This is a genomic window from Paraburkholderia sp. JPY419 (assembly GCF_050435705.1).
Classification (GTDB): Bacteria; Pseudomonadota; Gammaproteobacteria; order Burkholderiales; family Burkholderiaceae; genus Paraburkholderia; species Paraburkholderia youngii.
The window spans coordinates 495,214-508,320 of record NZ_JBNDKV010000004.1; the positions used below are offsets into that span (position 1 = coordinate 495,214).

The window sequence follows — 13,107 nt, forward strand, 5'->3', positions numbered from 1 at the left end:
CGCTCCCGCTGACGGCGGTCGCGCTTACGCTGGCGTGGCATCGGCGGCGCGAATTGACACCGCCTACTGACTTTCTTATAGTCTTGGTCAGACCAACATGACCAAGACGGCCCGACGGGGCCGCACCAGTCAATCGACATCATCCCCGCCGCATTTCCTGAAGGCCCTATGAAACTCGCGCTGTTCATCCCGTGCTTTATCGACGCGTTCTATCCCGAGGTCGGCATCGCGACGCTCGAACTGCTCGAACGTTTCGGCATCGAGGTCGACTATCCGCAACAGCAGACCTGCTGCGGCCAGCCGATGGCCAATAGCGGCGCACATGCGGACGCCGCCGCCACCGAGCGACTATTCGCGCGCAACTTCGCCGGCTACGACTACATCGTCGGGCCGTCCGCGAGTTGCATTCATCACGTGCGAGAGCATCTGACCGCGCTCGAGCAGACCGATGAAGTGAAGAAAGTGCGCGCAAGCGCTTATGAGTTGGTCGAGTTTCTGCACGACGTGATCGGCGCGCGCGAATTTCCGTGGGCCGAGTTTCCGCATCGCGTCGGTCTGCACACCAGTTGCAGCGCGCTGCGTCATCTGAGGCAGGCGTCGGCGTCGGAAATTGCCGGCACGCCGTTTTCAAAGCCGCGCGCATTGCTCGAAGGCGTGAGAGGCATCGAGTTCGTTAAGCCGGCGAGGCCCGACGAATGCTGCGGTTTTGGCGGCACGTTCTCGGTCACCGAAGAGGCGGTGTCGGTGCGCATGGGGCAGGACAAGGTGCGCGACCATCTGAATGCGGGTGCCGAGTACATCGTTTCGGGTGATATGTCCTGCCTGATGCACCAACAGGGTTGCGCCGAACGCATGAAGGCCGACGCGCGCTTCATTCATATCGCGCAGGTTCTCAATGGAGCACGCGCATGAGCGGCGATCATCACCGCATCGATCACGCCAAAGCCGCGGGTTCTTTTATCGGCAAAACCGAGCATGTCGCGTTTCACGACAAGCGTCTGTGGGACCTGCGCGAGAAGCGCGATGCGCAGGCGCACGGCATTGCCGAATGGGAAACGTTGCGCTCGCTGGCGTCGGGCATCAAGGAACACACGCTGTCGCATCTGGCCGACTATCTGGAGCAGTTCGCGGCGGCCGCCGCGGCCAATGGCGTGGTCGTGCATTGGGCGGCGAACGCGGAAGAGCACAACGCGATCGTCCATCAGCTGATGTCCGAGCGCGGCATGACGACGCTCGTGAAGAGCAAGTCGATGCTGACCGACGAATGCCGGATGCGCGAGTACCTCGAACCGCGCGGCATTACCGTGATGGAGACGGACCTCGGCGAGCGCATCCAGCAGCTCGATCATCAGGACCCGAGTCATATGGTCGTGCCGGCCGTGCACAAGCTGCGCGCGGACGTGGCCGAACTGTTCGGCCGTACCATCGGCACCGATCCGAAGAATAGCGACATCCATTATCTGGCCGAAAGCCAGCGCATGAATACCAGGCCGTATTTCGTGCGCGAGAAAACGGCTGGCATGACCGGCTGTAATTTCGCGGTGGCGGAAACGGGCACAGTAGTCGTCTGCACGAACGAAGGCAATGCCGACCTTTCGGCGAACGTGCCGCCGTTGCATATCGCATCGATCGGGATCGAGAAGCTGATACCGAAGGTCTCGGACCTCGGCGTGTTCGTGCGCATGCTGTCGCGCAGTGCGTTGGGTTCGCCGATCACGCAGTACACATCGCATTTTCGTGCGCCGCGGCCGGGCACCGAGATGCATTTCATCCTCGTCGATCATGGCCGTTCCGAACGGCTCGCGATGGAGGACTTCTGGTACTCGCTCAAATGCATCCGCTGCGGCGCGTGCATGAATACCTGTCCGGTGTATCGCCGCAGCGGCGGCCTGTCGTATGGCGGCACCTATTCGGGGCCGATCGGCGCGATCATCAATCCGACTTTCGATCTGAAGCGCTATAGCGCGCTGCCGTTCGCATCGACACTCAACGGCAGTTGCACGAACGTGTGTCCGGTGAAGATCAACATTCACGAGCAGATATATAAATGGCGCGCGGTGATCGCCGAGCAGCACGAAGTGCCCTTCGTGAAGCAGGAAGTGCTGAAGATGGCGGGGCGTCTGCTATCGAGTCCGACCTTGTATCGCGCGATGGTGGCGTCGATGGGCAGCGCGTTACGGCGGCTGCCCAATTTCGTGCTGTACAACCCGCTGAATATCTGGGGCCGGCAGCGCGAATTGCCGGAAGCGCCGAAGATGACTTTCCATGCCTGGTACAAAAAGAATCGCGGAGGCGGCAATGACAACGCGTGAGGCTTTTCTTGCCAAAATACGCGCCGCGCAACCGGCCGCGCGGCCGCGTCCCGACGTGCCGCTGTTCGATGCGGTTGGCGGCGATCTGCGAGCGCGTTTCACGGCGGCGCTGCAAACGATGGGCGGCACTTGCGTCGAGGCAGCAAGCGCGAGCGACGTTAGCGAACTGATTCGAGAGCGTTTTGGCGCGGCGGTATCGATTGCATCGGCGAGCGCGCAAGTGCCGGGCACGCGCGTGATCGGCGCCGATACGGACCCCGCGTCGCTGCAGGACGTCGACGTCGGTGTGGTGCGGGCGCGCTTTGGCGTTGCCGAAACCGGCTCCGTGTGGTTCAGCGAGCGCGAATATGTGGTCAATGCCTTGGGCTACATCGTCCAGCATCTGGTCGTGTTGCTCGATCCGGCGCAATTGCTCGATGGACTGCAAGACGTCTATCGTCGCGACGATATTCGCAGCGCGCGCTACGCGGCGCTGGTTACCGGCCCTTCAGCCACCGCCGATATCGAGGGCGTACTGATTCGCGGCGCGCAGGGCGTGCGCTCGTTGACGGTCGTGTGGCTCGCAGCCTGACGCGCGGCAGTTACCGCGCCGGACTTTGCTATCATCACTGTATAAACATACAGGTCCTGCACAAAGTCCGTGGCAACCCATGCTCGCTCAGAGATCCGCTCTGAGGCCCCTTACTATCTGCTGAATTTCGAGCGCGCGCTGGCGTGGCTCGCCGCGCGTTACGACGACCTGCTCGACGACGAAGAGCACGCTTTTCTGACCACTTTCGCGACATTGCCGCAGGCATCGCGTGCGTTGCTGGTGCGTATGCTGATGCGCAAGGGCACGCTGTTTCGCGCGAGCCGCCTCGTTTATGAGGAAATCGGTTGTCCGTTGCAGGCGGCGATGCCGATGACGGTGCATCGCTGGATCGACACCGAACCGGCTCTGTCACTCGACGATCTGTTTGCCCTCAGCACACGTGCGCAATTGCTGGAGATGTTCGCGCACGCGTTCGCGCGAATTCCCGGTGCAAAGGCATTGCGCAAACCGGATCTGCTCGAAACGCTGCGCGCGTTTTACGAAGCCGAAAGCGGGGAAGCGCAAGCATGCCCATCACGTCCGCTCGCCGCGTGGCACGACGCTACTACGGACCGCGTGCTGCACGTCGCGATCGCGCCGTTGTGCGATCGTTTGCGGCTGATGTTCTTCGGCAATCTATATCAGAACTGGTCGGAGTTCGTACTCGCCGATCTTGGCGTGTTTCAGTACGAGAAGGTCGCGTTCGGACCGTCGTCGCGCGCGTTCCAGAAACGCGCGGACATCGACGCTTATCTCGCGCTGCACGCGTGCCGCGAAGCGCTCGAATGGCTACCGGTCGACACCGGCGCCGCCACGCTTGAAGAACTGATCGCGACCGTCCGCTCGATCGATACTGCGAATCCGTGGCTGGAAACGCGTCGCGCGAAACTGCTGTTCCGGATCGGCCAGGAGTGCGAGCGGCGCGAACAGTGGAGCACCGCACTCGAGGTGTACGACGCATGCGCGTGGCCGGGTGCGCGTCATCGACGCATGCGCGTGCTCGAACGCAGCGAGCGTGACGGCGAAGCGCTCGCGCTGGCTTTGCAGGCCGATGCAGCGCCCGAGAGCGAAGAAGAAGCGCAGCGTGTCGCCCGGATGTTGCCGCGCCTGCGGCGCAAATGCGGCGTGCCTGTGCCGCGCGCGGCGGCGGCGCGACGGGTGGAGCGCGGCACGCTGGTGCTGCCGAAGCCTGACACGCCGGTGCCCGTCGAATACGTGGTGCGCGATCATCTGAGCAGCGACGCCGCGCCGGTGCACTACGTCGAGAACGCGCTGATCAACTCGCTGTTCGGCCTGCTGTGCTGGGAGCCGGTGTTCGCGGCGCTGCCCGGCGCTTTTTTTCATCCGTTCCAGCGCGAACCGGCCGATCTGCACGCGCCCGATTTTCACGCGCGCCGCGCCACGCAGTTCGCGGCGTGCTTCGCGCAACTCGATAGCGGTGTGTATCGCGACACGATTCTGCGGCATCTGCATCAGAAGACCGGTATGCAGTCGCCGTTCGTATTCTGGGGACTGTTGACGCCCGAACTCGTCGCGCTTGCGCTCGACTGTCTGCCCGCCGAACATCTGAAGCTGTGGTTCGAGCGCTTGCTGCGCGACATTCGCGGCAATCGTTCCGGCTTGCCCGACCTGATCCGGTTCTGGCCGGCCGAGCGTCGCTATGAATTGATCGAGGTAAAAGGCCCCGGCGATCGTCTGCAGGACAACCAGATCCGCTGGCTCGCGTACTGCGCGCAGCACGGCATGCCGGTGCGCGTCGTCGACCTGCGCTGGGCCGGGCAAGAGGCGCAGGGCGAAGCGGACGTCGCGACGCGAGCCGAAGCGGAGCGCGTCGTATGAGCTACGTGGTAGCTGTCCGCGCGATGTGCGAATTCACCGCGCGGCGCGGCGATCTCGATCTGCGCTTCACGCCCGCGCCGACTTCGCTCGAAGGCATTGCCGGTCATCAGATGGTCGCCGGCCGTCGCGCGGGCGGCTACGAAACCGAACTCACGCTGACGGGCACGCATCGCAGTCTGACCGTGCGTGGCCGCGCGGACGGCTACGATCCAATCGCGAACCGGCTCGAAGAAGTGAAGACCTATCGCGGCGATCTCGCGCGCATGCCCGCCAATCATCGCGTGCTGCACTGGGCACAAGCGCTCGTCTATGGGCATCTGCTGTGCCGGGCGCGCGGGCTCGGCGAACTGACGGTTGCGCTGGTGTACTTCGATATCGGCAGTCAGAAGGAAACCGTGCTGACACAGCAGCACAGCGCGGGCGAACTCGAAATCTTCTTCGTCGACCAGTGCGAACGATTTCTCGATTGGGCCGTGCAGGAAGACGCGCATCGCGCTGCGCGCAATGCGGCGCTCGTCGAGTTGCAGTTTCCGTATGGGCAGTTTCGCCGTGGGCAGCGCGAGCTCGCGGTGGCCGTGTATCGTGCGGCGCGCGACGGCAAGCCGTTGATGGCGCAGGCGCCGACCGGCATCGGCAAAACGCTGGCGACGATTTTTCCGTTGCTCAAAGCCTGCGGCGAAGACCGGCTCGATCGCGTGTTCTTTCTGACCGCGAAGACGCCGGGCCGCGCGCTTGCGCTCGATGCGATCGACTCGCTGCATCGGAGCGCGCCGTTGCCGCTCAGAACGCTCGAACTCGTCGCGCGCGACAAGGCCTGCGAGCATCCGGATAAAGCCTGCAACGGCGAGTCATGTCCGCTCGCGCGCGGTTTTTACGATCGTCTCGATGCGGCGCGCGCCGCGGCGCTCGCGACACCGCGGCTCGATCGCGCGGCGGTGCGCGAGGCCGCGCTCGCGCACGACGTGTGTCCGTACTATCTGGCGCAGGAGCTCGCGCGCTGGGCCGACGTGATCGTCGGCGATTACAACTACTACTACGACGCGAGCGCGATGCTGCATGCGCTCGCGCAGATCAATCAGTGGCGCGTGGGCGTGCTGGTGGACGAAGCGCACAACCTGCTGGAACGCGCGCGGCGCATGTATACCGCGTCGCTCGATCAAAGCGCGTTCCGGCTCGCGCGCAAGAGCGCGCCGGCGGCGCTGAAGAAGCCGCTCGAACGCTTGCAGCGCGAATGGAATGCGCTGAAGCGCGCGCAGACGGCCAGCTACCAGGTGTACGCGGAGATACCCGGAAAGTTGCTATCCGCCGCGCAGAATCTGATTGGCGCAGTGACCGATCAGCTCGCCGACGCGCCGCTGTCGATCGACGAACACGCGCTGCGCTTTTTCTTCGATGCGATGCACTTCGTCGCGCTCGCCGAGCAGTTCGGCGAGCACTCGATGTTCGACGTGACATTGAGCGCCGACCGTTACGCGCCGCGCGACAAAACCAGTGCGACGCTATGCGTGCGCAACGTGATCCCCGCGCCGTTTCTCGCGCCACGCTATGCAGCCGCGCGTACCACGGTGATGTTCTCCGGCACGCTAAATCCGCAGCATTTCTATCGCGACACGCTTGGGCTCGCCGACGATACGCAATGGCTCGATGTCGAAGGACCGTTTCGCGCGGAGCAGTTGCAGGTGCACGTAGCGGCTCATGTATCGACGCGCTGGCGTGATCGCGAGCGCTCGCTCGCGCCAATCGTGGAGCTGATTGCAAAACAGTACGACACGCAGCCCGGCAATTATCTCGGGTTCCTGAGCAGTTTCGATTATCTGCAACGCGTGGTCGCGCTGCTGCGCGAGCGGCATCCCGGCTTGCCGGTGTGGACGCAGGAGCCCGGCATGGACGAAGCCGCGCGTGATGCGTTTCTCGCGCGCTTCAGGACGATGAATCAGGGGATCGGCTTCGCGGTGCTCGGCGGCGCGTTTTCGGAGGGAGTGGATCTGACCGGACAGCAACTGATCGGCGCGTTCGTTGCGACGCTCGGTCTGCCGCAGGTCAACGACGTCAACGAGCAGATGCGCCGTGCGCTCGATGCGCGCTTCGGCAATGGCTACGACTACACGTACCTGTACCCGGGATTGCAGAAAGTCGTGCAGGCGGCGGGGCGCGTGATCCGCACCGAACAGGATCGCGGCGTCGTGCATCTGATCGACGACCGCTTTCGCAGGCCGGAAGTGCAGCGCCTGTTGCCGCGCTGGTGGCAGGTTCGCTAGCGCTGCGCGGCGCTAGCGAACCTTCACGCGTGCGACGTGCGGCGTGTCACGTCACGCGTGCGGCGAGGTCGAGCCCGGATTGGCGGGCGTACCGGGGCCACCGGCCGGGCTCGGATCGACGGGGATCTGATCGTCGAGCGGCGCGTCGCCCTTGTGCGGAGTGTGCTCGCCGCCATCAGACTGTCCAACGTGGTGGATGCGCGGCACGCCCGCATCGACCTTGGCCTTGCTCGCCGGGTCCCACGTGAGCAGATGGCGCTGCGGATTCGCGATCTCGATGCCGAGCTCGCTGAAGCGCTCGAGGATGCGCCGGTTGAACTCGCGTTGCACGCCCCAGCGCGACGTATCGCGGCATTGCATCTGGCCGGCCAGCGTGATCGCGGAACCGTCGACCGCATCGACGCCCCAGAACGAGAAGTCCGCGAGGATGCCGTCCTTGAACTTGTCATCCGCGCGCAGCGATGCGCCGATTTCCTTCAGCGTGTCGATCGCGCGCTCGACGTCCTGGCCGAACACGATATTCACGCGCACCGCCGCGTTGCCGATGCCGCGATTCGTGTTGTTCACGGTCGACACCGAGCTGAACGGCACCGTAAACAGCGAGCCGTCGCTGCCGCGCAGGCGCACGGTGCGAATCGACAGATATTCGACGGTGCCCGACACGCCCGCGAGCGTGACCCAGTCGCCGACCTGCATCGCGTTTTCCATCAGCAGGAAGATGCCGGTGATGAAATCCTGCACCAGCTTCTGTGAGCCGAAGCCGAGCGCGACGCCGAAGATGCTCGCGCCCGCGAGCAGCGGCCCGATGTTCACGCCCAGTTCGCTCAGCCCCGTCAGCACGACGACGAGCGCGATCACGCAGAACAGCGCGCTGCGCAGCATCGGCATCAGCGTGCGCAGGCGCGCGGCGCGCACCAGATCGCCGCTGCTCGTCCAGTCGTCGAGGCGGCGTTCGGCCGACACGTTGACCACCTCCCACACCACCAGCGCGATGATCGCTGCGACCGCGATCGTCGCGAGCGCCGAGGCGAGGCGGTGGCCGATCGTGCCGCTGCGGAACAGATCGACGACATCGACGCCCCACGCCTGCAACAGCACGAACGCGGTGACAATGCCGATGACCCAGCCGATCACGCGCCGCAGCGCCGGATAGTATCGGTACGCGTGCTGATGCACGAGCGAGCGCGACGCTTCGTCCTGCACGTGGAAGATGCGCGCGAGCGCACCGAAGATCACGATGGACACGAGCCGCGCGCCGATCAGAATCGCGAGTGTCATGCCGCCGATATTCACGAGCGCGTGATAGCCGTTCTGTACGTCGAAGGCCCACACGAACCACAGGCCCATCACGATGACCACGGCAACCCAAGCCCACGCGTCCGCGAGCGCGTGGCCGAACATCTGCAACGACTCGTGCGCGGAAAAGCGAATGCGGATCCGGTTGGCAACCGGCTTCGCACAGCGCAGCACGAGGATCGAGATCATTACGTGACCGACCAGCGCGACCACCTTCAGCAGCGCGAGATGCGCGGCGTCGTTCATCCCGAGCGCCTGCGCGACTTCGGCTAGCGCGACGCCGGCGCCGACCACGCTGACGATCCGCACGATCCAGCCGAGGATGAACGCGGCCCACGCATCGCCCATGCGCAGCAGCCGCAGACGCGGCGCGCTCGGCTGCAGGAAGAACGCGCCGACGATCACGACGCAGCGGCACACCACGTAGACGTCGATCAGCGAATCGAGCGCGCGGTCCTGCGGCGTGCCGTTGTCGGTGATGATCGAAATCACCGCGCTTGCCGCGGCGACGAATACTGCAAGCGGGATCAGCCGAACCAGCGTAATCAGCAACGCGCGCGGCAGACGTTGCAGCAGCGTCCAGTGGTGCGTCGCGTTGCGCTTGCCTTCGGCTTCGATCGCGCGGCCTTTCTCGGATGGCGTCGCGTGCGGCGTGGCGGGGCCCGTGGTGACCGCGTGCGCGTCGAGCACCGGCGGCGCGTTGCCGTTGTCATCCAGCTGCGCGGCTTCGCGGCGCGCGGCGATCGCCCGGTAGATGCGCCGCAGCAGCCGGCGCGTCAGCCATTCGAGCAACAGTGCGGGAATCAGCGCGGCGAGCAGCGACGACAGCACCTTGAGCAGCACCACGCGCGCGTGCGGGTTGGCGAACTGCCAGTTCCACCATGCGCGCACCGAAGCGACATCGAGCAGCGCGGCGATCGAGCCGCGCAGCGAGGTCGCGACATAGCCGACGTAATGCGCGCCCTGACGCGCGATCTGCGACGCGAGGCCATTGCTTTTGAACGCGGCCGGCACGAGCGAGGCTGCGCCGCTGGCGGCGGCCGGTGCCGACGCGGCCGCCGGCGCGGAAGCGGGCGGCGCGCTCAACGCGCCGGCCGCGGCGATCGCCTGCAGCGTATCGGCGACCTGCGCGCGGCGTTTGGGGTCGTTCAGGACGGAGAGCGCGTCGCGAGCCTGCTGAGGTGTCAGCGTGACGGCGGCGGAAGCGGGCGTGGAATGGGCGGACTCAGGCGCGGCGGCGAACACGGGCGCCGCGCCGGCGACCAGAAAAATGAAAAAACAGATACGGAGAAATTTTTGCATGGGGTGTAGAGCGGGACGAAGCCAGGGCGGACGATTGTGCCGGAACGCAGGGCTGTTTCAGCGGGGCGACCCCGGACGGACACGGGTTCGGGCGCTGAAGTTCCTGCGGCGGAGGCCCGCCGGACGGGCGAAAGGGCGGCGAGGGCGGCGCTCGCCGGATGGGGCGTTGAGCCGATAGCATAGCCGATGATGGCCGGCAGGCCTGGCGAAGTCGGCAGAAAGCCTGCCCGGAAGGCCCCGTGGGCGAGGCGGCGCAAGGGGTAGGAGGCCGCTTGCCGGGTGGCAATGCTGGCGGTGACGCGGGGACGCGCCGTATGACTACGCTAGCTGCAAGCAGAGCGCTTGTGAGTCTTCATCGATCAATTGCCGTCACCATGCGCTAATAAGCGTTCACTGCAAAAAACGCTTAAATCCGCGCTCATGCCAACGACGAGGTCTGGCGCTCGGCTTCGTCGCCGGCATCGGGACCGCTGCTCGCGCCGCGTCCGGGTGGCTCCTGATGCAGCCGGTTCGCGTGCATCAGCCGGTACAGCGTCGCGCGCGAAATGCCGAGTTCGGCCGCCGCATCGGACAGTTTGTAGCCGTGTCGCAGCAGCGCGTTCTCGATCGCATCCTTTTCGGCCTTGCTGCGGATTTCCGCGAGCGTGACCGCCGGGCCATTGTCGGCCTCGGGCAGGCCCAGGTCGCTCGCCGTGATGAAGCGGCCCTCGCTCATCACGACCGCGCGGCGCACGCAGTTGATCAGCTCGCGCACGTTGCCGGGCCACGGATAGTTCGACATGGCGACGATCGCGTCGCTCGACAGCCCGCGCAGCTTGCGCGCGCCGTCCTGCTTGTACATGCTGAGCGCGTAATTGGCGAGCAGCTTGATGTCGCCGCCGCGCTCGCGCAGCGGCGGCTCGACGAGTCGCAGCACGCACAGCCGGTGATAGAGGTCGGAGCGGAAACGGCCGTCTTCGACGGCGCGCTCCAGGTCGACGTGGGTGGCCGAGATCACCCGCACGTCGACGCTGATCGGACCGTTGCCGCCAAGCCGCTCGATCGTGCCTTCCTGCAGGAAGCGCAGCAGCACCGCCTGACATTCGTGCGGCATGTCGCCGATTTCGTCGAGAAACAGCGTGCCTTCATGCGCACTCTCGATGCGGCCGATCTTGCGTTGCAGCGCGCCGGTAAATGCGCCGCGCTCGTGGCCGAACAGTTCGGCCTGCAACAGGCTCGGCGGAATCGCCGCGCAATTGATTGCGACGAACGTGCGGCCCGCGCGCGGCGAGCGCTCGTGAATAGCACGAGCGGTCAGCTCCTTGCCGGTGCCCGATTCGCCTGCGATGAACACGGGTGCGTCGGTCACGCCGCATTTGTCGATGCGCCGGTAGAGCTGCTGCATCGGCTCGCATTGACCGACCATGCCGTGACGGCCGACCGACGGCTCCGGCGCGACGCGCGGCTGACGCAGGTTCGACAGCCCATGAGCGTGGCCGAGCGCGAACACGAGCCGCTCGTTGAGCCACGGCTGCGTGACGAAGTCGAAGCAGTAATCAAGGATGAAACGGCTGACCAGTTCGTTGTCGGCCTGGCCCGGCACGATCTGCGCGACCCAGTTGGTCTCGACGCGGCGCATGCACAGCGCGAACGCGGATAGCTGCTGAGACGTGCAATCTTCGGGCAACTGAACGAGACCAACCTTGATGTTGCCGCGTTCGATCATGCGTTCGGCCACGGCCGTGCTTTTTGCGTGCACGGCTTGCCATCCCGACGCGGCCAGAAACTCGGCGAGTTTCTGGTCGGGCGCGTTCGCCACGTACAGAACGGTGCGTTCCGTGTCGGCCGGCGTGCAAGTCGTAGTCATGATTCCCCCCGTTCGATCCTCAGGACTGCTGTGCGGCGTTGTGAGATTCAGGCGGCCAGTTACTGCACTCCGGCTGCGACGCATTCACGGCAGCAGCGAACACGAACAAGGGACACTGCAAGCGCGGCGCGAACCGGAACGCGCTGGATGGCGGACCGATTCATGCAATGGCGGCGACCTTGTCGTTCATTGCTGAAACTGCCCGGCGACTTTATCCCCGAATCGTGAAAACCACTTGAACCGTGGCTTGCCTCGTTGACCTGATACAAGCGCTCTGATTGGCGCATGGCCTAACGATAAGCGAAAGCGCCTGAAAGCGCCAGATAAAAGAATCATGGATCAGGAATGCTTGTTGGCTTTCTGATTAACACGGATCACTAATGAATAAACGGTCAAGATCGGTTATGCGAGGAATCGCACATTGCGTAGCAATTGCCCTGGTATTAAGACGTGACTAAAACTGACGAAGCGTAAGCAGTCGTGTTTCACAGTTGCGACAGATTGGACAGCATGAGTCGACTGCGCTTTGCCGTGCCGGGCGGGACGCTTTTACAACCTCGAGGAACGGCGAAGCCGCGTGTAGCCGGCCCTGCGGCCAGCCTGGAGGCTGGCGAGAGGCAGCGGCGAGCGCGCTTTGCCGCCAACGCGCGGCGAATTGGCGTGTCAGAAACGAATCAATGCGCGCTGCGCCAAAAATCGGGCAGGCTCGCGCCGCGTCGAAAGCAAACCGATTTCACGGCAGCGTGAAGCTTTGACGGGCGCCTTACCGATCGTTAAGCGGGTTGGCATAAGCGTTGCAATAAGGTCTGCACAGAAAAATGTTTGCAGCCATGTCGACGGTACGGGGAAAACCGGATTAAAAAAGACTGGCGGTAAAAAGCTCACTCGCAGGCATGGTCGGGGAAGCCATCAAGTGTCTGCGGGAGCGCGGCGGGGCCTTATTAAATACGTGAGAAAAACGGTTGAATGGCGGACCGGTATGACGGCCATTCAAAACCGGACCACAAAAAGGGCATCGACTTCGCCGTTTTTCCTTTTCGACTTTTTGTCCTGACGACGCGAAAAGGATGGCGATAACGACAGGCAACGCGCTGGCAACGTTCGCGAGCGACGCGCCGCAAAGGGAAGGGGCAGCGCCGGATCAGGACCGGCCGGCGCGATGAAGCGGGGAGAGAGGCCATCGTCTCCACAGAGAGACGAATGTACGAGGTGCACCAGGGGCCGTGTCCGTGGGTTGGCACGGGCACGGCATCCTGACCCGACGGCCGGGGCGCTGCAGCGAAGCGGCGTAACCTGGCGCAAATCCGATCGACATCGGGGGCTGTCATGAAACCACAACTGATTCGCAGGCTGGCCGCTTCGGACGGAACGGGGCGCACTTACCGGCGGTATGTCGCGGCGTCGCGCGCGCGCTTTTTCGCGCAGGCGGCGGGGTCGTCGGTCGATCTGCTGGCGCTCGTCGTCGCCGAGACGCTCGAGCGCCGCGCCCAGGCCGAGCTCCGCCGCGCCGTGCTGCGCGACGCGCTGTACGAGATGCCGGTGCGCGCTGATCGCAACGCGGCGCATCGGCACGACGAAGATGAAAACGACGTTTGACGCTTGCCGCTCGATACCGGCTCGCGACGGCCGTACAGGAATTCGATAACACCGTTTGCCGGCTCATGGTTTTCACGGAGGAGCGCC

Annotated in this window: 8 protein-coding genes; 6 read left to right on the top strand and 2 right to left on the bottom strand. The window is 64.6% G+C overall.

From position 1 onward, the window contains the following. The first annotated feature begins 168 nt into the window (after window positions 1–168). From QFZ91_RS30820 to QFZ91_RS30840, 5 genes are all read left to right on the top strand, one after another. Window positions 169–912 (top strand): (Fe-S)-binding protein, encoded by a 744-nt coding sequence (locus QFZ91_RS30820; RefSeq protein WP_429569483.1) that lies wholly within the window; start codon window positions 169–171, stop codon window positions 910–912. Beyond that, window positions 909–2,312 (top strand): lactate utilization protein B, encoded by a 1,404-nt coding sequence (locus QFZ91_RS30825; protein ID WP_429569484.1) that lies wholly within the window; start codon window positions 909–911, stop codon window positions 2,310–2,312. Before QFZ91_RS30820 ends, QFZ91_RS30825 begins: the two co-directional genes overlap by 4 nt. Continuing rightward, window positions 2,299–2,883, top strand: a complete 585-nt coding sequence (locus QFZ91_RS30830; RefSeq protein WP_429569485.1) for a LutC/YkgG family protein — start codon at window positions 2,299–2,301, stop codon at window positions 2,881–2,883. Before QFZ91_RS30825 ends, QFZ91_RS30830 begins: the two co-directional genes overlap by 14 nt. A gap of 69 nt (window positions 2,884–2,952) precedes the next feature. Continuing rightward, entirely contained in the window at window positions 2,953–4,722 is a 1,770-nt protein-coding gene (locus QFZ91_RS30835; protein ID WP_429569486.1) for a VRR-NUC domain-containing protein, read from the top strand. Then, window positions 4,719–6,980: an ATP-dependent DNA helicase gene (locus QFZ91_RS30840; RefSeq protein ID WP_429569487.1), complete on the top strand. Its 2,262-nt coding sequence runs from the start codon at window positions 4,719–4,721 to the stop codon at window positions 6,978–6,980. Before QFZ91_RS30835 ends, QFZ91_RS30840 begins: the two co-directional genes overlap by 4 nt. 51 nt (window positions 6,981–7,031) lie before the next feature. Here the strand turns inward: QFZ91_RS30840 and QFZ91_RS30845 are convergent, their stop codons facing one another. Both QFZ91_RS30845 and QFZ91_RS30850 read right to left on the bottom strand, forming a co-directional pair. Next, complete coding sequence (locus QFZ91_RS30845; RefSeq protein WP_429569488.1) at window positions 7,032–9,578, bottom strand: mechanosensitive ion channel domain-containing protein; 2,547 nt, start codon at window positions 9,576–9,578, stop codon at window positions 7,032–7,034. 418 nt (window positions 9,579–9,996) lie between these two features. Continuing rightward, complete coding sequence (locus tag QFZ91_RS30850; RefSeq protein ID WP_429569489.1) at window positions 9,997–11,424, bottom strand: sigma 54-interacting transcriptional regulator; 1,428 nt, start codon at window positions 11,422–11,424, stop codon at window positions 9,997–9,999. A 1,326-nt stretch (window positions 11,425–12,750) separates the two neighbouring features. Here QFZ91_RS30850 and QFZ91_RS30855 point away from each other — a divergent pair. Beyond that, on the top strand, window positions 12,751–13,020 hold the full coding sequence (locus QFZ91_RS30855) for a hypothetical protein (RefSeq protein ID WP_429494670.1): 270 nt from the start codon (window positions 12,751–12,753) through the stop codon (window positions 13,018–13,020). The last annotated feature ends 87 nt before the right edge of the window (window positions 13,021–13,107 follow it).

Coding starts and splice junctions, on each gene's coding strand:
- QFZ91_RS30845 (WP_429569488.1), bottom strand. CDS start 9,578: ATGCAAAAATTTCTCCGTATCTGTTTTTTCATTTTTCTGGTCGCCGGC.
- QFZ91_RS30850 (WP_429569489.1), bottom strand. CDS start 11,424: ATGACTACGACTTGCACGCCGGCCGACACGGAACGCACCGTTCTGTAC.
- QFZ91_RS30825 (WP_429569484.1), top strand. CDS start 909: ATGAGCGGCGATCATCACCGCATCGATCACGCCAAAGCCGCGGGTTCT.
- QFZ91_RS30855 (WP_429494670.1), top strand. CDS start 12,751: ATGAAACCACAACTGATTCGCAGGCTGGCCGCTTCGGACGGAACGGGG.
- QFZ91_RS30820 (WP_429569483.1), top strand. CDS start 169: ATGAAACTCGCGCTGTTCATCCCGTGCTTTATCGACGCGTTCTATCCC.
- QFZ91_RS30840 (WP_429569487.1), top strand. CDS start 4,719: ATGAGCTACGTGGTAGCTGTCCGCGCGATGTGCGAATTCACCGCGCGG.
- QFZ91_RS30830 (WP_429569485.1), top strand. CDS start 2,299: ATGACAACGCGTGAGGCTTTTCTTGCCAAAATACGCGCCGCGCAACCG.